Here is a 25,884-nt window from a genome sequence, read left to right as displayed (position 1 = left end):
CCCCGCGTCCCCACGACACGCCGAGACCTAACAAAGTACTACTAGCCCACGCGACCCTTCCTCGGCAACGGACGGACACGCGCCAACCCGCACGACTCCTTCCGCCCCAACAGCTGAACGCGCACCTACCCCGCGACACTTCCGCAGCAACGGCTGGACGTGGAGCTACCCCACGCACCTCGCCCGCAGCAACGGACCGACGTGCACTTACCCCGCACGATTCCTTCCGCGCAGCGGCCGAACGCGCACCTACCTCACGCGGCTGATCCGCAGCCACAACCGCACGCACGCACCTACCCCACGCAACCCATCCGCAGCCACAACCGGACACGCGCACCTACCCACGCAACCCACCCACAGCCACAACCAGACACGCGCACCCACCCCGCGCAGCTCACCCGCAGGGGCCTACCCCACGCGGCTCTTCGGCGGCAACGGCACGAAGCCACTGGTGCGCCGGACGTACTCGGCATACCCAGGCCTGCGCGACACGATGTCCTTCTCGAGCAGCGGCTTGCCCGTGCCCTTCGCGAGCAGCCACGTCATGATCACCGGGCCGATGATCGTGAGCGCGCCGAGCCACGAGTGCAGCGCGAACAGGTAAAGGCCCCACCACACGACGGAGTCGCCGAAGTAGTTCGGATGCCTTGTGTAGCGCCAGAGACCGCGATCCATCACGGCGCCCTTGTTCGCCGGGTCCGCGCGGAACCGGGAGAGCTGCCAATCGCCTACGGCCTCGAAGGTGAAGCCGACCAACCACACGCCGGTGCCCACCCAATCCAGCACTCCCAACGGGGCCGAAAGATGCTGCGCGGCCTGCACCGGCAGCGACACGATCCACATCAGCGCGGCCTGGATCAGGTACACGCGGTACATCCGCAAGCGCGGATTTCCCTTGGCACGCCTCAAAATGTCCTGGTATCGCGGATCTTCGTCCTTGCCTGCGTTGCGCACGAAGATGTGCACTCCCAGGCGTAGACCCCACACCGCGGTCAACACCGTGACGAGCCACTGCCGAGTTGGTTCGCCGTCCGCGAACACCAGCGTGACCACCGCGATCACCGCGAAGCCGGGACCCCAGGCCGAGTCGATCAGGTCGTAGCGCTTACGGGCGTCCGCGTACAGGAACAGCGCGCTGAGCAGCACGAAGACGGCGAGAAAGCTGATCAGGAAGCTCATCGCGCCACCAGCTCACGACGCACGCGCGGCATGCCGCTGCGACCATCCGGGCTCCTGCGCACCGCGAGGATCTGGTCCACGCCCATCCGCCCTTCCTCGAACGTCAGCGCGCCACCCGCGAGGTACAGGCGCCACACGCGTGCCTGCCCCTCGCCGACCAGCGCGACGACCTCGTCCCACCGATCTTCCAGTGTCTGCGCCCACGCCCGCACGGTCCAGACGTAGTGCTCCCGCATCGCGTGCACGTCCCGGATCTCCAAACCCGCACCTTCGAGGAACCCTGTCGTGGCACTGACAGGCCGCATGTGCATGTCCGGCGCAACGTACGACTCGATGAACGCGCCACCGCCGGGCGCGTTGCGACCGCGCGACATCTGCTGCAGCAACAGGCGGCCCTCTGGCTTCAGCAACCGGTACAAAGTGGAGGCGTACACCGGGTAGTTCGCCTCGCCGACGTGCTCACCCATCTCGATGGTGGAGATCGCGTCGAACGGCTCGTCACCCACTTCGCGGTAGTCCTGCAACCGCACCTCGACGCGGTCCTGCAGCCCCTCAGCCGCGACCCGCCCAAGAACGTGCTGCCGCTGCTGCGCGGAGATCGTGACCCCGACGGCGTGCACGCCGTACTCCCGCGCCGCGTGGATGATCATCGATCCCCAGCCGCACCCGACGTCCAGGAGCCGCATCCCCGGCCGCAGGTCGAGCTTGCGGCACACGAGGTCCAACTTGTTCTGCTGAGCCTGCGCCAGCGAGTCCGATGAGGACGTGAAGTAGGCACACGAGTAGGCCATGCTCGGGTCGAGCACGAGCTGGTAGAAGTCGTTGCTCAGGTCGTAGTGATGCGAAATGGCGTCCCGATCACGGCGCTGCGTGTGCAGCGCACCGCGCAGCCGCGCCTCCTCACGAGGCGCATCAAGCTTGGGACCCAACACTTTCAGTTGCAATGCAAGTTTCACAACCTCGACGACCCGAGGTCGCCGCGTGACACCACGCCGCACGAGCCCCCAGATCTGCGAGAGCCCAGCCGCGAGATCACCCTCGACGTCGAGCTCCCCGCTCACATACGCGCGCGCGAGCCCGAGCTCGTTCGGACTCCACACGAGCCGCCTCAACGCGTCCCGCGACCGGATCACGAGCACGGCGCCGTCCTGAGGCCCGGCGACGCTCCCGTCCCACGCCCGAATTCCGATCGGCAGCGGCGCACCCAGCACCCGCTCGGCCATTCCTGCCAGCTGACCAGCGACGACCACCCTGCACCTCCCGTGAAACCTGGCTCCGCCAGACGTTCGAGCCGGCAAGAGGTTCGGTTCGTTTCTGAACCGAGACGCAACCGCGCCCGTATGGCCTCGATAGAGCGAACGACGGAACAAGGAGGACATGAGTGTGATCCGACGTAACCGCATTGCCATCGGGCTCGCCGCGGGGCTGGCAGTTGTGCTGGGTCTGGGTGTCTGGAGTGCCACGGGCAGTGGCACGAACTCGAAGCCGGTGGCACAGACCGAAACAGACCTTGGCGTACTCGGTGACTACGGCGACGTGGGTCAGCCCCCGGTACTCCAGGAGCCCGCTCAGGCACCCGAGGCCCCTGTTCAGCAGCAGGCACCGGAAACCCCGACGCCCGCGGCCCAGCCGCCGGCAGCGCAGCCCCCAGCAGCAGCCCCTGTCAGCAACCTGCGCCTGGTCGGCAAGGCAGTCGACAAGATGGGCATGGTCGTCCAGGACGGCGACGGCCGGACGCTGTACCGCTTCGACAAGGACACCCCGAAGCCCGAAGGCAAGTCGAACTGCAACAACCAGTGCGCCGTGACGTGGCCGCCGATGCTGTCGGACACGATCCCGCAGGTCGAGGGCATCGACCAGAAGCTGGTCTCGCTGATCACGCGTGCTGACGGCAAGAAGCAGGTCGCGATCGACGGCTGGGCTCTCTACACGTACTCGCAGGACCCGAAGCCGGGCGCCTGGAAGGGCCAGGGCGTTGGTGGCACCTGGTTCGTGATCCAGCCCGACGGCAAGCGCAACGTCGAGTGCCTCCCGCCCGGCGTGACGGCACCTGCAGCCTAAGACTCCCGTTAGGACGGTCCATCTGAGACACACAACACCCTGACACGGTGTAACCCCGGCCCTGGGNCCGGGTGCTGCGGTGGACGAGCTGCGTGCCCGCGTCGAGGTGTTGGCGGCCAAGCACCCGTTGTACTCGACGCTCTGATCTGGTTCGTGCCTGGGAGGGGGCCTTCGGGTCCCCTCCTTTGTTGTTGGTGCGGAGTTCTTGTGAGGGCGGGACGGTTCGCCTTCGGCATCGCACAAGAGCTGCACGAAGGGGCGCCGCCGGAATTCCGGCGGCGCCCCTTCGTGCAGCTCTTGTGCGATGCCGAAGGCGAACCGTCCCGCCCTCACAAGAACTCCGCACCAACAACAAAGGAGGGGACCCGAAGGCCCCCTCCCAGGCACGAACCAGATCAGAGCGTCGAGTACAACGGGTGCTTGGCCGCCAACACCTCGACGCGGGCACGCAGCTCGTCCACCGCAGCACCCGGCTTCAACGCCTCAGCGATGATGTCGGCGACCTCGATGAAGTCCACCTCACCAAACCCACGCGTCGCCAACGCCGGCGTACCGATCCGCAGACCCGACGTCACCATCGGCGGACGCGGGTCGTTGGGGACGGCGTTGCGGTTGACCGTGATCCCGATCTGGTGCAGCACGTCCTCAGCCTGCTTACCGTCGAGCTCGGAGTTGACCAGGTCGACGAGGACCAGGTGAACGTCCGTACCGCCGGTCAGCACCTTCACGCCGACCTCAGCCACGTCAGCCTGAGACAGCCGCTCAGCCAGGATCCGCGACCCCTCCAACGTCCGCCGCTGCCGATCAGCGAACTCCGGCGAAGCAGCATGCTTGAACGCCACAGCCTTGGCTGCGATCACATGCTCCAACGGCCCACCCTGCTGCCCGGGGAACACCGCGGAATTGATCTTCTTGGCGATGTCCGCGTCGTTGGACAGGATCACACCACCACGAGGCCCACCAAGGGTCTTGTGCGTCGTCGTAGTCGTGACATGCGCATGCGGCACCGGCGACGGGTGCAGCCCGGCAGCCACCAGCCCAGCGAAGTGCGCCATGTCGACCATCAGGTAAGCCTCAACCGAGTCCGCGATCCGACGGAACTCGGCGAAGTCCAGCTGACGCGGGTACGCGGACCAGCCAGCGACGATCAACTTGGGACGGTGCTCAGCAGCCAGCCGCTCGACCTCGGCCATGTCCACCCGGCCGTCAGAGTCGGCAACGTGGTACGGCACGACGTTGTAGAGCTTGCCGGAGAAGTTGATGCGCATGCCGTGCGTGAGGTGGCCGCCGTGCGCGAGGTCCAGGCCCAGGATCGTGTCGCCGGGCTGCAGTAGGGCGAACATCGCGGCCGCGTTGGCCTGGGCGCCCGAGTGCGGCTGGACGTTCGCGAAGCCGGCGCCGAAGAGCGACTTGATGCGCTCGATGGCCAGGCGCTCGACGACGTCCACGTGCTCGCAGCCGCCGTAGTAGCGGCGGCCGGGGTAGCCCTCGGCGTACTTGTTCGTCAGCACCGAGCCCTGCGCCTGCAGCACGGACACGGGCGTGAAGTTCTCCGAGGCGATCATCTCGAGGGTGCCCTGCTGGCGCGCCAGCTCGGCGGCAACGGCCTCGGCCACCTCGGGGTCGTACTCCGCGAGGGAGGCGTTGAACTGGTCGGACATCTGGAAGATCTCCCTACTTGGCGCGCTTGTAGAACGGAAGTGCGACGACCTCGACCGGCTGCTTCTTGCCGCGGACGTCCACCAGCAGTTGGGTACCCGGCTCGGAGCTCGCGCGCGAGACGTAGGCCATCGCGACCGAGTAGCCGAGGGTCGGGGACAGGGCGCCCGAGGTGACCTCGCCGACGACCTCGTCGCCGTTCAGGACCGCGTAGCCGTGGCGCGGGGCGCGGCGCTCGGGGGTCTTCAGTCCGACCAGGACCGAGTCCACACCGGACTCCGACACCTTCGTCAGCGCGTCGCGGCCCACGAAGTCGCCCGGCTTGTCGAGCTTCACGACGCGGCCGAGGCCGGCGTGGTACGGCGTCAGGGAGGTCGTGAGCTCGTTGCCGTACAAGGGCATTCCGGCTTCGAGACGCAACGTGTCGCGGCAGCCGAGACCACACGGCTTGAGCTCGTGCGACGAACCCGCCTCGAGCAACGCCGCCCAGACCGCAGACGCGTCGGCAGGCGCCACGAACAGCTCGAAGCCCTCCTCGCCCGTGTAACCGGTGCGGGCCAGCAGCGCCGGAACACCCGCCACCGTGGACGGGTACGAGGCGTAGTACTTGACGGAACCGAGGTCGGTGTCGGTCAGCCCGGACAGGATCTCGACCGACTTCGGGCCCTGGATCGCGATCAACGCGTACTCGGTCGACTTGTCCGCGACGACGGTGTCGAACCCAGCCGCGCGCTCGACCAGCGCCTCAGCCACCACAGCAGCGTTGGAGGCGTTCGCGACGACCATGAACTCCTCGTCGCCGAGCCGGTACACGATCAGGTCGTCGATCACGCCGCCGTCGGCCTGCGTGATCATCGTGTAGCGGGCCTTGCCCACGGCCAGCGCCGAGATGTGGCCGACCAGCGCGTAGTCGAGGGCCTCGCCGGCCTGCGGGCCGGTCAGGACGATCTCACCCATGTGTGTGAGGTCGAACAGGCCCGCGGTCGTGCGCACCGCGTGGTGCTCCGCGAGCTCAGACGAGTAGCGAAGCGGCATCCGCCAGCCCGCGAAGTCGGTGAACATCGCGCCGAGCTGCTCGTGCTCGGCGTTCAGAGGCGTGAGGCGGGACATCAGAACGCTCCTCCAGGATGCGCCGAAGAGCCGGACCAGGCCGGCTGAGGCAACAGAAGAATGACACGGTCCATCGGAGACTCCTCACTAGAGCGAGCCTCCCCCTCTGTCATGAGCCTGAGAGCTTCGCCGCGCGGGACGCGACTTGCACCGTGGGCGAGGCGGAACCGCCTGCTTTCCAGAGTTGCCTTCGTCGTGCGGTATCTGTGCCTGAGAGATTCCGGGGAGGGGTTGCTCCTTCGGCGCCCCTTCGAAAGGGGTCTCTTCCGCGCGACATCGACGGCCGTGTTCAGTTGGTAGCCCCAGACGCTAGCAGGCCAAACGTCACAGCGGCACGCCCTGCGCAGTCTTCTCGACCACCTTGCGCTCGGCCCAGAACGACAGGAACGGGATCGTCCCGGCGAGCAGCACGAGGGCGGTGCCCTTCATCGACCAGCGCAGCTTGAGGGCCAGGTCGACGGAAATCACCAGGTAGATGGCGTAGAGGAAGCCGTGGACGGGGCCGACGACCTTCATCATCCCGCCCATGTCCGCGGCGTACTTGAGCACCATCGCCACGACCAGCAGCAGCAGGAAGACACCGACCACGTAAGCCATGACCCGGAACCGGGTCAACGCACCCTTCATCTGCCCGCCTTCGTTCAACGACCGTCCCGCGCGTTGAGGTCCGCGAGCATGCGGTTGTAGGCCGCGAGCTCCGCGTCTTCTGGGTCGTCGAAGTGCTCAACAGGCGCGGGTTTGACGGCGTCAACCGTAGCTACCGGCTCTGGAGCAGGCGCAACCGGATCCTCGTCACGGCGCTGACGTGCCAGTCGGCGGAAGCGCCACACCATGAAGAGCGGGAAGAGGCCGAACAGGGGCCACTGGAGCACGTATCCGAGATTCTGGAACGTGCCGGAGGCGGACTCGAAGCGCTGCCACTGCCAGTACGCGAGTCCGCAACAGGCGACCAGCGCCGCCAGACAGGCGAACGCGATCAACACACGTTGGGGAGTAAGGAGGCCGCGCACGACCTCCACACTAGAGGTAGTTCTGGGGGTCCGGGGGTCGCCCCCGGCATGAGCACGACGAACGAGATGCGGCGAGCGCGCTCAGCGAGCGCGCAAGCTCACTCGTGAGTGGATACGGGGCTGCCGCCTCCGACAGCCCGTTCCGCTACTACGCCACGCCGTCCCGGCGCTGCCTCTGCAGACGTGCGACACACCACGCCGCGGCGGAGCCACGACGGAGGTGCTGGAGAACCGTCATCGGTCCCAGGCGCCTCCCGAGATCGGCAGGCGTCAGGCCCGCCGCGCGGTAGTCGAGCGCGCGCTGGTCCAACGGGCTGATGCCCGCGTCCCACCACTGCTCGGCTTCGGCGACGTCGCCCACCAGCTGCCAGTAGCTCGCCGCGGCAGCGAGCAGTGCCTCGGGTGCCTCCGGCGCCCGCTTGCGCATCGCGGCCACGTAGGCCGGATCCGCCGAGTCGACCTTGACCAAGCCACGCGACGACCCGCTCCTGCCTCCCCGCTGCACGGGGATGCCTGGCGCCGAGGGGGGAGCCTCTGCGAGCCACGCGTTCTTGATCCGGTTCACCTCCTGCATCTCTGCATCATCAGACCGTTCAGCCGCCCACTGCTGCAACAGCTCGTGGACCCCGGAGTCCTCGACCATCCATGCCTCCTCGTCGGTCGGGGATCGGCCATTGCAGCGGAAGGTATTCGGTAGGTCTGACAATCGCCAGACCCTGAATCCCCAGAACACCCGTTACCAGTGCGTGATTGGCCTCTTTCCACCCATCCGGTCCAACGCGAACGGCCGAGGATCACCGAGAGTCACTAGGCAACCGGGGTGGCCGTCCCGAAGAGGCTCCTGATGAAGGTGATGATCGACTCCGCGCCCTCACGCAGCCAGCCGAGAGCCGTCTGGACCGCCGAAGCGGACTCTTCGGGCCGGGTGATCAGGAGGAACAGCACCAGCGCGACGCCCGCCAGCACTAGCACCTTCTTGAGGTTCACAGGTCCCTCTCCGTCCATGTCGCTCACAGGTCGGGCGGCGGACCGCCCGTGTCACCCGTCATGGTCCCTCATTCACCCATGCGATGAACAACGACCACGCCCAACTGGTCCTACGATCCACCAGCCACGCACGCCTGCATGACGGGGAATGTCACCCGAATGGCGGCTAAAGAGGGCCCTGTCCAGCGCCGATGTCCTGGGCACGAGGTGAACACGGACTCCCTCGCATCCCACAGCTTGGACCAGACACTGTTGCACCGGACGTCACCCGGATGCCGAAGCGTCGGCATCACGCTCCGTCACCCCTTCGTGTCCTTATTAATGCCGCACGCGAGCATTCATCCAATTACTCCGGCCCGCCGCAGTTCCATAATTTCGGCGTCCGCCACACCCATGTCGGCAAGCACTTCCCCGGTGTTCACCCCGGCCGAAACCGGGGGCGTCGGAACCGACGTCGGGGTCCGGTCGAACCGAGGCGCCGGAGCCGGGTGCAAAGAACCGGAGACGTCGACGAACGTGGCCCGCGCCGCGTTGTACGGATGGCGCGCAGCCTCGGCAGGGGTCAGCACCGGCGCCAGGCACGCGTCCGTGTCCCGCGCGAGGTCCGCCCACTCGTCCCGCGTGCGTGTCTTCACCGCCGCGGCGATGCGTTCCCGCAGCTCAGGCCAGTTCGCCGGGTCGTTGCGCGTCGGCGCGTCCTCCAGCCCCAGCACGCGCACCAGGTCGGCGTAGAACTTCTCCTCCAGTGCGCCCACGGCCACGAAGCGCCCGTCCGCGGCCTCGTAGACGTCGTAGAACGGGATGCCGCCGTCGAGCATGTTCTCGCCGCGACCGCCCTGCCACATGCCCGCGTTCTTCATCCCGTGCAGGAACGTCGTCAGCAACGCCGCGCCGTCGACCATCGAGGCGTCCACAACCTGGCCGCGCCCGGAACGCTCGCGTTCGTACAGTGCGGCGAGCACACCGACGGCCAGCAGCAGCCCTCCGCCGCCGAAGTCGCCTACGAGGTTGAGCGGCACGACGGGAGGCTCGCCGGCCCGCCCGATGGGGTCCAGCGCGCCCGCGACGGCGATGTAGTTGATGTCGTGCCCGGCTCGGTCGGCGAGCGGCCCGTCCTGGCCCCAGCCGGTCATACGTCCATATACAAGGCGCGGGTTGCGGGCGAGACACTGCGCCGGGCCGATGCCCAGCCGCTCGGTCACGCCCGGCCGGAAGCCCTCGACCAGCACGTCCGAGCCCTCGACCAGCCGCAACACCAGCTCGGCGCCCTCAGGCTTGCGGGTGTCGATCGCGACCGACCGCCGGTTGCGCCCCAGGAAGTCGCCGGGGACCGTCGACCGGCTCCCCGGCTTGTGCACCTGGATCACGTCCGCGCCCAGGTCGGCGAGCACCATGCAGCCGAACGGCGCGGGCGCGAGGCCGGCGAGCTCGATGACGCGAAGTCCTGCGAGCGGCCCCGTCACAGGGACCTCGCGATGATTTCCTTCATGATCTCGTTCGTCCCGCCGAAGATTCGCTGCACGCGCGCGTCCGCCCACGCCCGTGCGATCGGGTACTCGTTCATGTAGCCGTAGCCACCGAAGAGCTGCACGCACTCGTCGACGACGACTCCAAGCCGGTCGCTGGCCCACCACTTCGCCATCGCCGCGGTCGGCACGTCCAGCTCGCCCTTCAGGTGCTTCTCGATGCACTCGTCGATGAACGCCCTGGTCACGGCCGCCTCGGTGGCGCACTCGGCGAGCTTGAACCGGGTGTTCTGGAACTTCATCAGCTCCTTGCCGAACGCCGTGCGCTCCTTCACGTACTTCACCGTCACGTCGACGGCCGCCTCGATGCCCGCGATCGAGCAGACCCCGATGATCAGCCGTTCCTGCGGCAGCTGCTGCATGAGCTGGACGAACCCGAGACCCTCCTGGTCACCGAGAAGGTTCGAGACGGGCACGCGGACGTCGTCGAAGAACAGCTCGGCGGTGTCCTGGCCCTTCATGCCGACCTTGTCGAGCACGCGGCCGCGCCGGATGTCGTTCTCCACGACGATCAACGAGATGCCCTGCGCGCCCTGCGCCGGGTCGGTCTTGGCGACGACGATCACCAGGTCGGCGTGCACGCCGTTCGTGATGAACGTCTTCGAGCCGTTGATGACGTACTCGTCGCCGTCCCGGACGGCCCTCGTGCGGATGCCCTGCAGGTCGGATCCGGCGCCGGGTTCGGTCATCGCGATCGCGCCGACGTACTCGCCGGACGCGAGCTTGGGCAGCCAGCGCAGCTTCTGCTCGTGCGAGCCGTAGGAGTTGAGGTAGTGGGCGACGATGCCGCTGTGCACGCTGTTGCCCCAGGCGCTGTCACCGACGCGTGCCTGTTCCTCGAGCAGCACGGCCTCGTGTGCGAACGTGCCGCCGCCGCCTCCGTACTCCTCCGGGATGCTCAGGCACAGCAGCCCGACCTCGCCGGCGCGGCGCCACAGGTCGCGGTCGACCTGCTTCTGCTCGGCGAAGCGTTCCTGGTGCGGCCCGATCTCCTTCTCCATGAACGTGCGGGCGAGCTGGCGCAACTGGTCCAGGTCGCTGTCCATCCACCGCGATCGACGCTCTGCCATGACGTCCACGAAACCACTCGGCAGTGATCCACGCCATGACCGGCGCGCGTGGGCGTCACCCGAAAAACTGAGCGAAAAAACCACCTCGATCGTCCAGACTGCTCGGCATGCAGATCCACCGGGTCACCTCGGACGAGTGGGACCTCTGGCGTGACCTCCGCCTGGAGGCGCTGGCCTGCGATCCCGGCGGGTTCGGGTCCACGCTGGCTCGCGAGCAGGCCTTCACCGAGGACTACTGGAGGGAGTCCGTCGGGCGGGGCCTGAAGCTGGTCGCGCTCGCCCCCGGCCCGGCAGGCCTGGTCGGGGCCTTCGCGGACTCCGTCGGGCTGCAGCTCTACTCGATGTGGGTGCGGGACACCCATCGCGGCCGTGGTGTGGGAGAAGCACTGGTCAAGACCGTGCTGGAGTGGGCGGCCGAGCACGGCTGGAAGGTCGTGCGGCTGCGCGTCTACGACCACAACCTGCCTGCTCGGAGGCTCTACGAGCGACTCGGGTTCACAAAAGCCGCGGAACCCGAGTTCATGGAGTTCCAGGTGAGCTAATCGGTCACCCTTCACGGTCATGGCCAGCTCCAGACGCCGGGCCTAGCGTGGGTGCCATGAGCGAAGCCTTGATCTTCGACGCGGTGCGCACGCCGCGCGGCAAGGGCAAGCGCGGGTCGCTGCACAGCGTCCGGCCCGTCGAGCTGGCCGCCGGTGTGCTGCGCGCGCTGTCCGAACGCAACTCTCTCGACACCTCCGCGGTGGACGACGTCGTGTTCGGCGTCGTGTCGCCGATCGGTGAGCAGGGCGGTGACATCGCGCGTGCCGCGGTGCTGGCCGCGGGCTGGGACCAGCGGCCGGCGGGCGTGCAGCTCAACCGCTTCTGCGCGTCCGGCCTGGAGTCGGTGAACCTCGCCGCCGCCAAGGTCGCGTCCGGGTTCGAGGACCTGGTGGTCGCTGGCGGCGTCGAGTCGATGTCGCGCGTGCCGATGGGCTCCGACGGTGGCGCGTGGGCGATCGACCCCGCGACGAACTTCGACCTGTCGTTCGTGCCGCAGGGCGTGTCCGCCGACCTGATCGCGACGATGGAGGGCTTCTCGCGCACGGACGTCGACGCGTGGGCCGCCCGGTCGCACGCCCGCGCGTTCGAAGCGCAGAAGGACGGCCGGTTCGAGCGTTCCGTGGTGCCGGTGATCGACCAGAACGGCACCGTGGTGCTCAAGGAGGACGAGACGATCCGTCCCGGGTCCACTGTGGAGTCCCTGGGCAGGCTCAAGCCGAGCTTCCAGTTCCACGGCGACCTCGGCTACGACTCCGTGGCGATCGACCGCTACCCCACCGTCGAGCGCATCACCCACGTGCACACGCCGGGCAACTCGTCGCAGATCGTCGACGGCGCCGCGGCGATGCTCATCGGGTCCGCGTCCGCCGGGCAGGCTCTGGGTCTCACGCCACGCGCCCGGATCGTTGCCGTTGCCGTCGTCGGCACCGAACCGACGATCATGCTGACCGGACCCGCCCCGTCCGCGCGCAAGGCGCTGGACCGCGCCGGGCTCTCCGTCGAGGACATCGACCTGTTCGAGGTCAACGAGGCGTTCTCGTCGGTCGTGCTGAAGTTCCTGCGGGACATGGACATCCCCGAGGACAAGGTCAACGTCAACGGCGGCGCGATCGCGCTGGGCCACCCGCTGGGCGCCACCGGCTGCATGATCCTGGGCACGCTGCTGGACGAGCTGGAACGCCGGGACCTGCGCCGCGGCTTGGCCACGTTGTGCGTGGGCGGCGGCATGGGCATCGCGACGATCATCGAGAGGGTCTGACCGTGTCTAATTCTTTGGGCACTTTCCACTACGACAAGGACTCCGACGGCATCGTCACCCTGACGATGGACATGTCCGGCTCCGCCAACGTGATGAACAACGAGTACCGCGAGCTGATGGGCGACGCCGTCACGAAGCTCGAGGGTGACGAGATCACCGGTGTGATCATCACGTCCGCCAAGAAGACGTTCTTCGCGGGTGGCGACCTCAACGTGCTGATCGCGATCACGCCCGAGAACGCCTCGCAGGCCCTGGAAGGCGTCGAGGAGCTCAAGTCGCAGCTGCGGCGCCTGGAGAAGCTCGGCAAGCCGGTCGTGGCCGCGATCAACGGCTCGGCGCTCGGCGGCGGCTTCGAGATCGCGCTCGCCTCGCACCGCCGGATCGTGTTGAACGACAACAGCATCCGCGTCGGCCTGCCCGAGGCGACGCTGGGGCTGCTGCCCGGCGGCGGTGGCGTCACGCGCATGGTGCGCCTGCTGGGCGTGCAGAAGGCGTTGCCGTTGCTGATGGAGGGCAAGCAGCTCCGTCCCGAGCGCGCGCTGGAAGCCGGGATGGTGCACCAGCTCGTCGAGACGCGCGAAGAGCTGATCTCCGAGGCCCGCGCGTGGATCCTGGCGAACCCGGCCCCGGTGCAGCCGTGGGACAGGCAGGGCGCGGGCGTGCCGGACCTGAAGTTCGGTGACCCCAACAGTTACGGGCTGCTGGGTGCGGCACCTGCCGTGCTGCGCAAGAAGTCGCACGGCGCGTACCCGGCGCCGGAGAAGATCATGGCGACCGCGGTCGAGGGCGCTTACGTCGACTTCGACACGGCGTTGAAGATCGAGGGCCGCTACTTCGTGGAACTGGCCTCCGGTCAGGTGTCCAAGAACATGATCACGGCGTTCTGGTTCAACCTCAACGAGGTCAACGGCCGCGCGTCGTCGTCCGGCAAGCGCGTCGCCAAGCTCGGCGTGCTGGGCGCGGGCATGATGGGCGCTGGAATCGCCGAGGTGTCAGCGAAAGCGGGCATCGAGGTGGTTCTGAAGGACGTGACCCTGGAGGCGGCCCAGAAGGGCGCTGGGGGCCTGGAAGGCATCAAGCCGACCGACTCCGACGAGGACCTCGCGGGCTGCGACCTGATCATCGAGGCGGTGTTCGAGAACCGCGAGCTGAAGAACAAGGTGCTGGGAGCCGCGGAGTCCCAGGCCCTGCCGGACGCCGTGATCGCGTCGAACACCTCGACGCTGCCGATCACCGGTCTCGCCACGGCGGTTCCGGACGCGGAGCGGTTCATCGGCCTGCACTTCTTCTCGCCGGTGCCGAAGATGCGGCTCGTCGAGATCATCCGCGGTGAGAAGACGTCCGCGGAGACGCTCCAGCGCGCGCTGGACTACGTGCGGCAGATCGGCAAGACGCCCATCGTGGTCAACGACTCGCGCGGCTTCTACACCTCGCGCACCTTCGGCACGTACGTGATCGAGGCGATCACGATGCTGGCCGAGGGAGTGGCGCCGGCGCTCATCGAGAACGTCGCGCGGAAGGCCGGCATGGCGGTCGGCCCGCTGGCCGTCTCGGACGAGGTGACGCTGTCGCTGCAGCTGAAGATCCACGACCAGACGCTCGCCGACGACCCCTCGCTGGTCGCGGACAGCCCCGCCTACGACCTCATCCGCGAGATGGTGTCGTTGGGGCGCAGCGGGAAGTCCACCGGTGCCGGCTTCTACGAGTACCCGGAGGGCGGCAAGAAGTTCCTGTGGCCCGAGCTCACGACCCGGTACGTGAAGGCCGACGCCGGCGTCTCCGAGCAGGACGTGCGGGACCGGCTGCTGTTCGTGCAGGCGCTGGAGACCGTGCGGTGCCTGGACGAGGGCGTGCTGACCTCCGTCGCCGACGCGAACATCGGCTCGATCTTCGGCTTCGGCTTCGCGCCGTGGAGCGGTGGCACGCTGCAGTTCGTCAACTCCTACGGCGTGCAGGCGTTCGTGGAGCGCGCGGACTACCTCGCGGACACCTACGGCGAACGGTTCCGCCCGCCCGCCTCGCTGCGGGAGCGCGACAAGTTCTGAGGTTTTGAGACGTTTTGGAGTGCTTGCGGCCGTCCTCAGGGCGGCCGCATTCTCTTTGCCATGAAAAGAATCTTCACTGCGATCGTCTCGGCCGCGGCCGCGATGCTGGCACTGGCGGGGCCCGCGTCGATCGACACCCTGCTGCCGAACACCGACTCCGTCGCCTCGAAGGAGGCCTGGCGCGCCGTCCAGGGCAGCGACGCCTGGGACTGGTGAGTCAGGCCCGGTAGGAACCGGGTGAGGACCCGGTCCACCGCTTGAAGGCCCGGTGGAAGGCGCTCGCCTCGGAGAACCCGAGGCGCAGCGCCAACTCCTCCACCGACTCCCCGCCGCGCACCAGCGACGCCACCGCCTGGTCCCGCAACAACTGCTCCCGCACCTCGCGGAACGACGTGCCCTCCCCGGCCAGTCTCCTTCGGAGCGTCGGCGCCGACACCCCCAGCTGAGCCGCCACGGCCTCCAGCCCCACCACCCCGCGCCCGAGCAACCGCCGCACGTGTCCCGCCGTGTCCGCACCGTGGTCCCTGCGCGACAACAACTCCGCGGGCGAGTGCCGCAGGAACCGCCTCAGCGCGGCCTCGTCCTGCACCACCGGCATCCTCAGGAACTTCGGGTCGAACGCGATCGCGGTGGCCGGCGCGCCGAACGTGAGCGGACAACCGAAGATCAGGTGGTACTCGGCCACGTGATCCGGTTCCGGATAGGCGAACTCCGCCGTGACCAACGGGATGCGCCGACCGATCAGCCACGACGAGAAGCGGTGCCACAACACCAACAACGACTCGGTCAGGAAGTGGTCCGGATCGCCCGGCACGTGCAACGAAAACCGCCCGTCCGTGAGCGAGAGCTCCAACGGTTCGTCGAACAGCGCATAAAAAGTGAGCCCCCGTCGCAACGCCGATTCCAGATCCGGGCAGTGCACGGCCAGCAGGCACATCATCGCGAACGTGCCGCGTTTGGACGGCCGTGGCCCAAAGCCCATGAACTCGTCGTCGAGAATTTCCCAAAGCGTCTGAATGAGCTTCGTGTACTGAGCCGGCGTGACGCGCGCCCGGTCGTCCGCCAGCAAGCTGGCCGGAATCCCCGCCCCGGCCAGCACCGCAGACGGCTCCGGGCACGCGCGCAACGCCGCGCGCACGTAGTGGATCGCCACAGTCCGGGTGTGCACGAACCACACTAACACGCCACCGGCGGTGACGCGGCTCCGGGGAGAGTTGGAGCCGCGTCACCGCCGGCGAGGGCCCACCCAGTGAGCCGTACTCCTCGCCAATGGGGCTTCCGCACGCCCACCGGCAAGGGACGATGTTGTGTCCTTCTCTTTACGTTATGTGGTCTAGACCAGGAAAGTCAATAGCGCGAACAGACCAGGTCAGGCGCGATGTTTCAGACTTGTTCCAACGGTGCTACAGCAAAGCCGGCGGAGAACCTCTGACACCAGATCACGACACTCCGAATGGCGGACACATCCACACCGGAGGGAATTTCGTACACCTGGTCGCCACGATTTCCCTTCAACTTGCCCAAACTCGTAAATCCCTGACCAAACGTCTTCTCGGCCGAGCTCGACGCATGCGGCGACAGGTAAACGTACAGGTCAGGCCCATCACTGGTGTCCAACGAGGCGAACTGCACCGAGTACGTCCCACCCGGCAGTTTGATGAGGCTCGCCTTACCGGTGGTCGCGTGCTCAAGCGACCGCCACTCCCCCGCCGCAACCTCCTTCGGCGTTTCCACAACGGGCGCCGCAGCCTCAGTTGACGTCGACGCCGAGGTCGTCACCGAGGTCGTCGCCGGCACGAGCAACGCGTCATGCGTTTCGCGAACCGTGAGCAACCGCCACGGCTGGAAGAGGTACAACCCAACCCCTAGCGCGACGACGACCACGACTGCTACGGGGATCAAGAATCGGCGATGCGGCATACCGAAAATACTGGCCCAAATCGGGCCGAAAAGTCCTTACGGAGTTGTTAGGGTCCTCCCGTGGCGACACAGGCGAGGATCGGCCAGGCCGTGCTCGGTGTCCTGATGATCGGCTGCGCCCTCACGGGCCTGTTCCCAAGACCGGTGCCACTCCTCTTCGCCATAGCCGCGGTAGGCACAGCCAACGCAGCGTTCCCACTCATGCGCACCTTCGGCTCCGCACTGCTGGGCGGCGTAGCGGCCTCCTCGATCGCCCTCTCAGCAATCCCGTTCGTCACCTGCTCCTCGGAACGCTTCACCGAGGTGTTCACCTGCACGGGTGACGCTCCGACGTGGCACATGACGGGAACCGTGCTGGTGGCAGGCCTTTCAGGGGCCAGTTTGGTACTCGCCCGCATCACAGATCAGTGACGGCGATCACTCAACCGGGGCCATCAAGACGCCGATAAGGCAACCAGGTGAGCGTTCTCCTGCGACCGGACTACCGGGTAATCTGCCGAGGAGCGTGATCGCCCGACTTCCAACCGTGAGCATCAGAGGAGGACTGCTGTGCGCGCACTGTGGGCCGCAGGTGGCTCCGCCGTGCTCGGGTCCGCACTGCTCGGCGTGCTGGTGGGCATGGCAATACACGGAGTGGCCGACAACGGCGACCCCCTGAGCCGAACCCCGTCGTCCACCTGGATCACCTCCACCCCGAACAGCCCGGCGAGCTCAACAGAGAGCTCCACCCCGGAAAGCAGCACCCCGTCGAGCAGCAACAACACTTCGACCCCAAGCACCGCACAAACGCCAAAGAAGACCACCCCACCCCCTGCCGCAACGAACCCCGCGCCGCCACCCCCACCAGCAGCGACCACAACGCCCCCGCCGCAGACGTCGGGTTGGCCGTGCAGCCCCCTGAACCCGCTGCCCCCACCCACCTGCAAGAACCTGAGCAGCGGCTAGCAGTCCAGCACCCGTGCCGGACGCCAGGCAGGCTCGCGCAGGGGTCCCCTTGGCAGGTGGATCCCCCGCGACCCAACGTACTAAGCGGGTCTGACAGTCCGGCACGACCGATTCTCGCGAGGGTGACACCGCCGTCCCCGAAGGCGAAGCCGAAGCGAACACGAAGCCGAAGGCGAGCCGTAAGGCTTTACGCGCAAGGCGCGCCAATCAAGCGATGGCAAAGCCGAGCCGTAACGCCTTACACACAAGGCACGCAGATCACGCGACGGTGAAGCCGAGCCGTTCTTGAGGCATACGGCCCGGTGGGGTGGTCCCGTCACGAGTCGTACCTGATTGCTCTTGCCGCGCCAGAGGGGTCAGGTCAAGCCGACACGCTTTTCGTCGGCTTGACCTGACCCCTCTGGTGTGGCTCGATCCGGTGCGGCTCGGGACGGGACCACCCGACAACGCAAGCACCTACGCAACAGCAAGCCGCCCAACGCAACAGGCGTGCCATCTACCCGCCGACGGCGCTGGCCGGTCTTTGATCAGATTGGCGGGGTCTGGGGCGGAGCTCCCAGAAGCACGAAACAGAACCCGCCGCCCGCAAGGCGACCACCCGCCCGGCCGCGTCTCGCAAGGCGACCACCCGCCCGGCCGCGTCTCGCGAGGCGACCATCCGCCCGCAACAGGACCACCTACGAACAACAAACCGGCGCCCGCCAACGCACCAGGGGGACGACAACGGCAACCGACGCGCCCGCCGGAACGGCGGCCCCTCAGGCCAACCTCAGGCCGACTCCCGCCGAACCAACACCGTAGGCAACATCTGCTTCTTCGTCTTGACAGTCTCATCCCGAAGCAGCTTCATCAGATGCTCAACCATGTGCTTGACCTGCTCATCAGAATCCTGCCGAACAGAAGTCAACGGCGGAGCAGTGTGCTCAGCAATAGCCACATGATCGTCAAACCCGACAACCGCAACATCCTCAGGAACCCGCCGCCCAGCCTCGGCAAGCGTCTCCAACGCCCCAGCAGCCATCAAGTCAGACGCAACAAACACCGCATCCAACGACGGCACCTTGGCCAACAACGCAGCCATGGCCTTACGCCCACCCTCACGCGTAAAGCCACCATCTTCAGTAACCCGAGCAGCAGCCTTGTCATCCAACGACAACGCGGACTTGAACCCGTTCAACCGATCAATGGCAGACAGCTCGTCCAACGGCCCGGACACATGAACAATCTTCCGACGCCCCAGCGACTTCAGATGCTCAGTGGCCAGCACCGCCCCACCCTCGTTGTCGTTGTCAACGAGGTGCATCCCCCGCAACGACCCCCAGGGCTTACCGGCATACACAACCGGCAACGGCAACTTCTTGACGATCGCCACAAGCTCATCATTCCGATGGGGCGCGAACACCAACGCCCCATCAACGTGCCCACCAGCGAGGAACCGATGAGCACGAGCCTGATCATCAGGCGAGTGCACCAGCATCAACACCATCTGCACGTCAACGTCAGCCAACGCACGAGCCCCAGCCCGGATCAACCGAGCGAAGTGCGGGTCGTCGAAGATCTTGGGCTCGGGTTCGGAGAACACGACCGCGACAGCTCCGGTCCGACGAGTCACCAAAGCACGAGCAGCGCGGTTCGGCTGGTAGCCCAAGGCGAGCACGGCGGCGTTCACAGCCTCCAGCGCCTCAGGGCTGACCCGCGGCGACGCGTTCAGCACTCGTGACGCCGTGGCGCGGCTGACCCCAGCCCTCGCGGCCACGTCCTCCAACGTCGGACGCGCGTGGTTGGACACGTGCACCACCACTCCTCGATGAAAACCTTTGAGCCGCCGGTCAGCTTAGCTGCAAGCGATCTCCGAGGAGGGTTTCCGCGCTGTTCATCGTGTTTTTTCAGCAACAACCGTCGCAATTGGCGTCATCCGCGCACGTTCACACGGTTCGATCGACACCCGAAGGAGGCCGTCCTCCCGGCGTGTCGTGGCCGGTAGGCCGGCTCGCGCGGCCGTGCGGACCAGCGAGTTCTCCGACGGCAGGCACCACGCGACGAGCTCCTCGCACGAAGCACGGGAGGCCAGCTCCCGAAGCAGCGCGGTGCCGACTCCCCGACGCTGCCACGCGTCCTCTACCAGCAGCGACACCTCCAGACAGCCTGGCTGTCCGGTGTGGAGGAGCTGGCCCAAAGCGATCACGTCGTCTCCGCACTGAGCCACCAACGTGGTGCCGCGCACCGGGTTGAGCAGCCGGTGCAGCCAGCGGCGTGGCACCGTGCTCATCCCCGAGTGGTAGCGGTTGAACAACGTCCTCATCGAGCATCTGCCGTGCAGCGCGTCCACCGCGTCACAATCCGCGGGCGTACCGGGGCGCAGCACGACACTGGTGAGCAGTCCTCGTGTCATGCGTCAAGAATTCCCTGGACCTGTTGCCGTGACGCGAAGCGCGCGTAAAACGATCCAGAACACCTTAGGGTCGCCGCATGAGGAGAACTCTGGCCGCAGGCCTCACCCTGCTCACCGTCACCGCGCTGGCCACGCCCACCGCCGCTGCTCCCGAAGCGGCGAGTCAGAAGGCCCCTGGGCAGGCCACCCTGACGAACTTCGCCTTTCTCCCGGCGGAGACCTACCTCCCCGGCAGCGAGCCGAGCGGCGCGGCGCTGGGGACGGCCCCGATCAACGGGGTCACGCCGCCGTTCGCCGACCAGCCGATCCAGGGCTTCAGCGGGCTCGTCCGCAACAGTGACGGCACGTTCGACGTCATCTCCGACAACGGCTACGGCACCAAGGCCAACAGCGCGGACTGGCTTCTCCGCATCAACCGCATCGCACCGAACTTCACGACCGGCTCGGTCGACGTCGTCGGCGGCATCACGCTCACCGACCCGAACAGCCACATCCCGTTCCCGCTGACCAGGCCGGACCGGGTGATCACCGGAGCGGACATCGACATCGAGTCGGTCACCAGGGGCGCCGACGGCACCTACTGGATGGGTGACGAGTTCGGCCCCTACCTGCTGCACTTCGACCGGGCCGGCCGGCTGATGGCGCCGCCCGTCCCGCTGCCGGGTGTGCGCGCTCCGGAGAACCCCGCGGGCAACCCCAACCTGGGTGGCAGCAAGGGGTTCGAGGGCATCACGCTCTCCCCCGACGGCAAGACGATCAACGCGCTGCTGGAGGGCACCGTCGCCGGTGACACGCCGGGCACGCTGCGGCTCAACGAGTTCGACATCGCGAGCAACGCCTTCACCGGCAAGACGTGGAAGTACCAGCTGGAGGACCCGAACTTCGCGATCGGCGACGCGATCGCGATCGACCGCAACCGGCTGCTGATCATCGAACGCGACAGCGCCCAGGGCGTCGACGCGATCGTGAAGCGCGTCTACCTCGCGGACAAGCGGGACAGGAACTCCGACGGCAAGCTCGACAAGACGATGGTCGCCGACCTGCTCAACCTCGCCAACCCGAAGCACGTCGGCGGACAGGCGGACCCGTTCAAGTTCCCGTTCGTCACGATCGAGGACGTCACGATCCTCGACGACCGCACGATCGCGGTGCTCAACGACAACAACTTCCCGTCGTCGTCGGGCCGCACGCCGGGCAAGCCGGACAACAACGAGTTCATCACCATCAGGCTCGCGGAGAACCTGCACGCCGATCCTCGCGTGCTGAAGCGCAGGTAGAACGAGGGAGCGCTCTCACTCGCGGCACAGAGGTGTCCGCGGGTGAGAGCGCCAAGGCCCCCTCGGCCCGACCAGTGCTAGCCAGAAGTTGAATTAAACAGCGTAACCGTGCGCGGGAAGCCCGTTCTGCCCGATGATCCGGGACAGCGTGACCGCGCTTTCCTTGACCGTGCGCCGCTGCGTCTCGAAGTCGACGTGCACGATCCCGAACCGCTGCGAGTACCCGGCCGCCCACTCGAAGTTGTCGAGCAGCGACCACGCCAGATACCCGCGGATGTCCGCGCCCTCGGAGATCGCCCGGTGCACCGCGCGCACGTGGTCCACCAGGTAGCGAGTCCGTTCGACGTCCACCACGCGACCCATCGGGTCCACGACGTCCGGGAACGCGGACCCGTTCTCCGTGACCACCAGCGGAATCCCGCCGGAGTCACGCGACAGCCGCACCAGCAGCTCGGTGAACGCATCGGCGTTCTGCTCCCACCCGAACCCGGTCAGCTCGCCCTGCGGCGGCTGCAGAGCCACACCGCGCAGGCCGGCGTGCGGCCCGAACGGCACGTGGTCCGGGTCGGCCGGCGCCACGCGGGTCGGGTTGTAGTAGTTCACGCCGATCCAGTCGATCGGGGTCGCGATGGTCTCCATGTCCCCGTCGCGCACCACGTTCGTCCAGTCGCCGAGCCACGTCGTGTCCTGCAGGACGTCCAACGGGTAGCCGCGGCCGCAGATCGGGTCGAGCAGGATGCGGTTCTGCAACCCGTCGACCTTGCGGACGGCCTCCTCGTCGTCACCCCAGACGGTGCTGAAGTTGAGCACGATCGACAGCCGGTGAGACTCCGGTGCCTGCGCGCGCAACGCCTGCGTGGCGAGGCCGTGGGCCAGCAGCAGGTGGTGCGCCGCCTCCAGCGAGGCCACCGCGTCGGTGATGCCCGGCGCGTGGATCCCGTTGCCGTAGCCCAGGAACGCCGAAACCCAGGGCTCGTTCAACGTCGTCCAGGCCTGCACGCGGTCGCCCAGCCGTTCATGCACGAGGGCGGCATAATCGGCGAAGCGGTAGGCGGTGTCGCGGTTGCGCCAGCCGCCGAAGTCCTCCAGGACCTGCGGCAGGTCCCAGTGGTACAGCGTCACCAGCGGCTGGATGTCCTTCTCCAGCAACGAGTCCACCAGCCGGTCGTAGAACGCGAGGCCGCGCTCCTCGACCGCACCGCTGCCGCTCGGCTGGATCCGTGGCCACGCGACGGAGAACCGGTACGAGGCCAGCCCGAGCGAGGACATCAGGTCCACATCGGACTGGTACCGGCGGTAGTGGTCGCAGGCGGGCTCCCCGGTGTCGCCGGCCAGGACCTTGCCGGGCGTCGCCGAGAAGGTGTCCCAGATGGAGGCGCCACGACCGTCCGCTGTGGTCGCACCTTCGATCTGGAACGCCGCGGTCGCCGCTCCCCACAGGAAGTCCGGCGGGAAGGTCAGCACCTCCCGCTCGACCTCGACGTCCGAATCGGTCGTCATTCACTCATCCCTTCACCGCGCCCTGCATGATGCCGCCCACGATCTGGCGCGACAGCAGGACGAAGATCGCGATCACCGGCAGCACCGCGAGCGAGGCACCGGCGAGCATCAACGAGTAGTCGGTGTAGTACCCGCTGGCCAGCGTCGACAGCGCCACCTGCACCGTCGGGCTGTCGTTGGGGTCAAGCACGATCAACGGCCAGAAGAAGTCGTTCCAGGCCGTCATGAACGTGAACATGCCGAGCACCGCGGCTTGTGGCCGCACGGCGGGGAAACCGACGTGCCAGAACGTCCGCAGCACCGAGCACCCGTCGACGCGGGCCGCCTCGATCAGCTCGTGCGGCACGGTCTCCTCGCACGCCTGGCGCATCCAGAACACCGCGAACGACCCGATCAGCACCGGCACGATGACCGCCTGCAGCGTGCCGTACCAGTCGAGGTCGGACATCAGCATGTACAGCGGGATCACGCCGAGCTGCGTCGGCACCATCGCGGTGCCGAGCACGACCAGGAACAGCGAGTCGCGGCCCTTGAACCGCAGCCGCGCGAACGCGAACCCGGCCAGCGTGCCCAGCACGACGTTCGAGATCGCCACGGTCGCCGCCACGATGAACGAGTTCTGCATGGCGAGCCAGAAGTCCACGGTGTCGAAGACGCGGGTGATGTTCTCGACCAGGTTGCCGCCGGGGATCAGCGGCGGGACCTTCTCGCCGAGGACCGAGTTGTCCTTCGACGCCACGATGAACGAGTAGTACAGCGGGAACACCGAGGCCGCGAGCACAGCGACCAGGAACCCGTAGAGCAGAGGGCCTGCCTTGGCGTTCTTCATGCGATCACCCCTTGCCCGCGATGCGCCGCGTCAGCGAGAAGTTGATGACCGCGACCACCAGTACGACCAGGAACAGCATCCACGCGACGGTGGCCGCGTAGCCTGCGTCGAACAGGCGGAAGCCCTTCTCGTACATGTAGAGCACCAGCGTCTGGAACTGCCGGTCGGAGCCACCGGTGGAGTTGTTGGCGGCGAACCCGGGGTCGAACAACGCCGGTTCGGCGAACAGCTGCAGACCACCGATCGTGGACGTCACCACGGTGAACAGGATCGTCGGCCGGATCGACGGCACGGTGATCGACCAGAACATCCGCCAGCGGCCCGCACCGTCCAAAGTGGCCGACTCGTACATGTCCTTCGGCACCGACTGCATCGCCGCCAGGTACAACAGCGCGTTGTAGCCGGTCCAGCGCCACATCACCATGGTGGACACCGCGAGGTGCGACGCCCACGTCTCGGCGCGCCAGTCGATCGGGTCGACGCCGACCAGGCCCAGCAGGAAGTTCACGATGCCGAAGTCGCGGCCGAAGAACTGCGCGAACACCAGCGCCACGGCGGCGACCGAGATGACGTTGGGCAGCAGCACACCCGCCCGCCAGAACGCACTGCCGCGCAGGCCGCGGTCCAGCAGCGCCGCGAGGCCCAGCGCGGCCAGCAGCTGCGGCACCGTCGAGAGCACGAACAGGCTCAGCGTGTTGAACAGCGCGTTCCAGAACTTGGCGTCGGCGAACAGCTCGACGTAGTTGGCGAGACCGACGAATCCCTGGTTGCCGTCGATCAGCTGCCAGTCGTGCAGCGACACCCACGCCGTGTACACCAGCGGGTAGAGCCCGAAGATCCCGAACACCAGGAAGAACGGCGCGATGATCAGGTACGGCGTGTACCTCGCGTCCCAGTGGCTCAGCCGGAAGCGCTTCGGCTCCTTGGAAGGCGAAACCGAGACGGCCGGAGCCGTCTCGGTCTCTTGACGCGTCACCGTCACTTGGCGGCGTCCGTCGCTTCCTTCAGGGCCTGCGTCCACGCGTCAGCCGCGGACTGCTTGCCCTGTTCGACGCGGGTCAGCGCGGTGCCGAACACCGGTCCGACCTTCGAGTCCTTCGTGCCGCGGTAGGTCGGCTTCAGCGACTCCGCGGACGAGGCGAAGATCTTGCCGACCGGAGCCTTGTTGAAGTACTCGTTGACCGTCGCCTGGACCTCGGCGTCCTGGTAGACCTTCGGCTGGCTCGGCAGGTTGCCGGTCTCCTTGAAGATCCGCTTCTGCTGCTCGGGCGCCGTGAGCCACTTGATCAGCTCGTAGGCCTCCTTGGGGTGCTTGCCCTGCTTCGGGATGGCGAGGAACGAGCCACCCCAGTTGCCGCCGCCACCCGGCGCCGTCGTCACGTCCCACTTCCCGGCCGCCGCGTCACCGGCACCCGCCTTGATCAGCGCGAGCGCCCAGGCCGGGCAGGTGGTGGTGGCGAACGAACCCTGCTTCAGGGCGACGTTCCAGTCCTGGCTGAACGGCTCCAGAGCACCGGTCTGCTGCTTGGTGCCGAGCGCCGCCGCCGTGTCGAAGGCCGTCTTGACCTTGTCGTTCTTCTCCGCGATGTACGAATCGTCCTTCGCGAAGTAGCCCTCCTCGGTCTGGTCGAGGATCGCCTTGTAGACGTTGCGGCCGGTGTCGACGAACTTCACGTTCGGCGTCTTGGCCGTGAACTGGTCGGCGACCTTCGCGTAGTCGGCCCAGGTCGGCCACAGCTTCGCGACGGCCTCGCGGTCCGTCGGCAGCCCGGCCGCCTCGAACAGGTCGCGCCGGTAGCAGAGGCCCAGGCTGCCCATGTCCGTGCCCAGCCCCAGCACGAACTCACCGCCGTCCGCGGTGCCCTGGTTCCACTTCCAGCCGGCCCACTGGTCCTTGAGGTCCTTGGCGCCGTACTCCGCCAGGTTCACGAACTTGTCCTTCGAGGCGCGGAACTGGCTCACCACGCCCTCTTCGAGAGCGACGATGTCCGCCGCACCCCTGCCGCCCGCGAGCTGAGTCGCGAGCTGCGTGTTGTGCTGTTCCATCTTGACCTTGCGCTGCTCGATCTTGATGTTCGAGTGCGAGGCCTGGTACTCCTCGATCAGCTTGTCGTAGCCGAAGTCGGAGAACAGGCCCAGCGACAGCTCGATCTTGCCGTCGGCCTCGGAACTCCCGCCGCACCCGGCGGCCAGAACCATCACGAGGGTCGCAGCGACGCTGCCGACCAGCCTTCTGCTCATCCGTCCTCCTCGACGACGCCGTGAGCGGCGCTTAACTGTGATGAGAGCGCTCTCACACTCAACCGGAGAGGCGCGGGTGTCAAGCGGTCGACATCGTTCCGTAACTTTGTCGGGGCTTGCAACAAAAACCTGTGCCGGAACGGTGAGCGTCCCGGTCGGGTCGACGGCAGGACCCCCGGAGACGCGAAAGAGGGACGACCGGGCCCTCGCTCCGGTCGTCCCTCACCCCAGGTAGAGGGGTTCGCGCCGCGAAAGTGACGCGCGCGCTCGAACTTTTTTCGCGAACTTTTGGTTGAGGTCCCGCTTCGCCGGGTAGCGAAGCTGAACCCGCT

The 25,884-nt window shown here is 67.3% G+C and carries 26 protein-coding genes and 2 riboswitches; of the genes, 7 read left to right on the top strand and 19 right to left on the bottom strand.

Features of this window, described 5'->3' with window-relative positions; genetic code table 11:
* Window positions 1-408: 408 nt before the first annotated feature.
* Window positions 409-1,179 carry a DUF1295 domain-containing protein gene (locus LFM09_RS37985; RefSeq protein ID WP_414101450.1) on the bottom strand — a complete coding sequence of 257 codons (771 nt, stop codon included), beginning with the start codon at window positions 1,177-1,179 and terminating at the stop codon, window positions 409-411.
* The gene (locus tag LFM09_RS37980) at window positions 1,176-2,402 is read right to left on the bottom strand and encodes a class I SAM-dependent methyltransferase (RefSeq protein WP_414101454.1); all 1,227 of its coding nucleotides are present in this window, start codon (window positions 2,400-2,402) and stop codon (window positions 1,176-1,178) included. The genes LFM09_RS37985 and LFM09_RS37980 overlap by 4 nt, the downstream gene beginning before the upstream one ends.
* A gap of 160 nt (window positions 2,403-2,562) precedes the next feature.
* Here LFM09_RS37980 and LFM09_RS37975 point away from each other — a divergent pair, with 160 nt between their 5' ends.
* Window positions 2,563-3,240, top strand: coding sequence for a hypothetical protein (locus tag LFM09_RS37975; protein WP_414101449.1), 678 nt, complete (start codon window positions 2,563-2,565; stop codon window positions 3,238-3,240).
* 395 nt (window positions 3,241-3,635) lie between these two features.
* Here the strand turns inward: LFM09_RS37975 and glyA are convergent, their stop codons facing one another.
* From glyA to LFM09_RS37935, 8 genes are all read right to left on the bottom strand, one after another.
* Entirely contained in the window at window positions 3,636-4,901 is a 1,266-nt protein-coding gene (glyA, locus tag LFM09_RS37970; RefSeq protein ID WP_414101448.1) for a serine hydroxymethyltransferase, read from the bottom strand.
* A gap of 13 nt (window positions 4,902-4,914) precedes the next feature.
* Window positions 4,915-6,009 (bottom strand): glycine cleavage system aminomethyltransferase GcvT, encoded by a 1,095-nt coding sequence (gene gcvT, locus LFM09_RS37965; RefSeq protein ID WP_414101447.1) that lies wholly within the window; start codon window positions 6,007-6,009, stop codon window positions 4,915-4,917.
* Between the two features lie 96 nt (window positions 6,010-6,105).
* Window positions 6,106-6,197, bottom strand: a riboswitch (glycine riboswitch).
* Window positions 6,198-6,288: riboswitch (glycine riboswitch) on the bottom strand.
* 45 nt (window positions 6,289-6,333) lie between these two features.
* Window positions 6,334-6,636 carry a DUF3817 domain-containing protein gene (locus LFM09_RS37960; RefSeq protein ID WP_414101446.1) on the bottom strand — a complete coding sequence of 101 codons (303 nt, stop codon included), beginning with the start codon at window positions 6,634-6,636 and terminating at the stop codon, window positions 6,334-6,336.
* A 14-nt stretch (window positions 6,637-6,650) separates the two neighbouring features.
* Window positions 6,651-7,019 (bottom strand): hypothetical protein, encoded by a 369-nt coding sequence (locus tag LFM09_RS37955; protein ID WP_414101445.1) that lies wholly within the window; start codon window positions 7,017-7,019, stop codon window positions 6,651-6,653.
* Between the two features lie 148 nt (window positions 7,020-7,167).
* Window positions 7,168-7,662, bottom strand: a complete 495-nt coding sequence (locus LFM09_RS37950) for a transcriptional regulator (protein WP_086665294.1) — start codon at window positions 7,660-7,662, stop codon at window positions 7,168-7,170.
* A 164-nt stretch (window positions 7,663-7,826) separates the two neighbouring features.
* Window positions 7,827-8,024 (bottom strand): hypothetical protein, encoded by a 198-nt coding sequence (locus LFM09_RS37945; RefSeq protein WP_053737908.1) that lies wholly within the window; start codon window positions 8,022-8,024, stop codon window positions 7,827-7,829.
* Window positions 8,025-8,344: 320 nt separating this feature from the next.
* Window positions 8,345-9,469 carry a CaiB/BaiF CoA transferase family protein gene (locus LFM09_RS37940; protein ID WP_414101444.1) on the bottom strand — a complete coding sequence of 375 codons (1,125 nt, stop codon included), beginning with the start codon at window positions 9,467-9,469 and terminating at the stop codon, window positions 8,345-8,347.
* Complete coding sequence (locus LFM09_RS37935; RefSeq protein WP_414101443.1) at window positions 9,466-10,602, bottom strand: acyl-CoA dehydrogenase family protein; 1,137 nt, start codon at window positions 10,600-10,602, stop codon at window positions 9,466-9,468. Before LFM09_RS37935 ends, LFM09_RS37940 begins: the two co-directional genes overlap by 4 nt.
* Before the next feature lie 107 nt (window positions 10,603-10,709).
* Between LFM09_RS37935 and LFM09_RS37930 the strand changes: the two genes are divergently transcribed.
* Genes LFM09_RS37930 through LFM09_RS37915 form a run of 4 tightly spaced genes read left to right on the top strand, consistent with a single transcriptional unit; the run spans window position 10,710 to window position 14,664 of the window.
* On the top strand, window positions 10,710-11,144 hold the full coding sequence (locus LFM09_RS37930) for a GNAT family N-acetyltransferase (RefSeq protein WP_414101442.1): 435 nt from the start codon (window positions 10,710-10,712) through the stop codon (window positions 11,142-11,144).
* 56 nt (window positions 11,145-11,200) lie between these two features.
* Window positions 11,201-12,403 (top strand): acetyl-CoA C-acetyltransferase, encoded by a 1,203-nt coding sequence (locus tag LFM09_RS37925; protein WP_414101441.1) that lies wholly within the window; start codon window positions 11,201-11,203, stop codon window positions 12,401-12,403.
* A gap of 2 nt (window positions 12,404-12,405) precedes the next feature.
* Window positions 12,406-14,448 carry a 3-hydroxyacyl-CoA dehydrogenase NAD-binding domain-containing protein gene (locus tag LFM09_RS37920; RefSeq protein WP_414101440.1) on the top strand — a complete coding sequence of 681 codons (2,043 nt, stop codon included), beginning with the start codon at window positions 12,406-12,408 and terminating at the stop codon, window positions 14,446-14,448.
* A 60-nt stretch (window positions 14,449-14,508) separates the two neighbouring features.
* Window positions 14,509-14,664: a hypothetical protein gene (locus LFM09_RS37915; RefSeq protein WP_414101439.1), complete on the top strand. Its 156-nt coding sequence runs from the start codon at window positions 14,509-14,511 to the stop codon at window positions 14,662-14,664.
* A 1-nt stretch (window position 14,665) separates the two neighbouring features.
* Here the strand turns inward: LFM09_RS37915 and LFM09_RS37910 are convergent, their stop codons facing one another.
* Together LFM09_RS37910 and LFM09_RS37905 are read right to left on the bottom strand one after the other, a co-directional pair.
* Entirely contained in the window at window positions 14,666-15,631 is a 966-nt protein-coding gene (locus tag LFM09_RS37910; RefSeq protein ID WP_414101438.1) for an AraC family transcriptional regulator, read from the bottom strand.
* Window positions 15,632-15,831: 200 nt separating this feature from the next.
* A complete protein-coding gene (locus LFM09_RS37905; RefSeq protein ID WP_414101437.1) occupies window positions 15,832-16,332 on the bottom strand; it encodes a DM13 domain-containing protein in 501 nt (166 codons plus the stop codon).
* A gap of 237 nt (window positions 16,333-16,569) precedes the next feature.
* Here LFM09_RS37905 and LFM09_RS37900 point away from each other — a divergent pair, with 237 nt between their 5' ends.
* On the top strand, window positions 16,570-16,779 hold the full coding sequence (locus LFM09_RS37900) for a hypothetical protein (RefSeq protein ID WP_414101436.1): 210 nt from the start codon (window positions 16,570-16,572) through the stop codon (window positions 16,777-16,779).
* Window positions 16,780-16,901: 122 nt separating this feature from the next.
* Here LFM09_RS37900 and LFM09_RS37895 read toward each other — a convergent pair whose 3' ends face one another.
* From LFM09_RS37895 to LFM09_RS37885, 3 genes are all read right to left on the bottom strand, one after another.
* The gene (locus LFM09_RS37895) at window positions 16,902-17,147 is read right to left on the bottom strand and encodes a hypothetical protein (protein ID WP_414101434.1); all 246 of its coding nucleotides are present in this window, start codon (window positions 17,145-17,147) and stop codon (window positions 16,902-16,904) included.
* 935 nt (window positions 17,148-18,082) lie between these two features.
* Window positions 18,083-19,108 (bottom strand): LacI family DNA-binding transcriptional regulator, encoded by a 1,026-nt coding sequence (locus tag LFM09_RS37890; protein ID WP_414101433.1) that lies wholly within the window; start codon window positions 19,106-19,108, stop codon window positions 18,083-18,085.
* Window positions 19,109-19,186: 78 nt separating this feature from the next.
* Window positions 19,187-19,705 (bottom strand): N-acetyltransferase family protein, encoded by a 519-nt coding sequence (locus LFM09_RS37885; protein ID WP_414101432.1) that lies wholly within the window; start codon window positions 19,703-19,705, stop codon window positions 19,187-19,189.
* A 77-nt stretch (window positions 19,706-19,782) separates the two neighbouring features.
* Here LFM09_RS37885 and LFM09_RS37880 point away from each other — a divergent pair, with 77 nt between their 5' ends.
* On the top strand, window positions 19,783-20,982 hold the full coding sequence (locus tag LFM09_RS37880) for an esterase-like activity of phytase family protein (protein ID WP_414101431.1): 1,200 nt from the start codon (window positions 19,783-19,785) through the stop codon (window positions 20,980-20,982).
* A gap of 93 nt (window positions 20,983-21,075) precedes the next feature.
* On the opposite strand, the gene LFM09_RS37875 is transcribed toward LFM09_RS37880, so the two are convergent.
* From LFM09_RS37875 to LFM09_RS37860, 4 genes are all read right to left on the bottom strand, one after another.
* Window positions 21,076-22,482, bottom strand: a complete 1,407-nt coding sequence (locus tag LFM09_RS37875; RefSeq protein WP_414101430.1) for a GH1 family beta-glucosidase — start codon at window positions 22,480-22,482, stop codon at window positions 21,076-21,078.
* Between the two features lie 4 nt (window positions 22,483-22,486).
* Window positions 22,487-23,311: a carbohydrate ABC transporter permease gene (locus LFM09_RS37870; RefSeq protein WP_414101429.1), complete on the bottom strand. Its 825-nt coding sequence runs from the start codon at window positions 23,309-23,311 to the stop codon at window positions 22,487-22,489.
* 4 nt (window positions 23,312-23,315) lie between these two features.
* Window positions 23,316-24,215 (bottom strand): carbohydrate ABC transporter permease, encoded by a 900-nt coding sequence (locus tag LFM09_RS37865; protein WP_414101453.1) that lies wholly within the window; start codon window positions 24,213-24,215, stop codon window positions 23,316-23,318.
* Window positions 24,216-24,289: 74 nt separating this feature from the next.
* Window positions 24,290-25,552: an extracellular solute-binding protein gene (locus tag LFM09_RS37860; RefSeq protein WP_414101428.1), complete on the bottom strand. Its 1,263-nt coding sequence runs from the start codon at window positions 25,550-25,552 to the stop codon at window positions 24,290-24,292.
* Window positions 25,553-25,884 lie beyond the last annotated feature (332 nt).

Source organism: Lentzea alba (assembly GCF_047445655.1).
In the GTDB taxonomy this organism is placed as follows: domain Bacteria; phylum Actinomycetota; class Actinomycetes; order Mycobacteriales; family Pseudonocardiaceae; genus Lentzea; species Lentzea alba_A.
The sequence above is the reverse complement of the archived record's forward strand: the minus strand, read 5'-3'. Positions and strand labels throughout refer to the sequence as shown.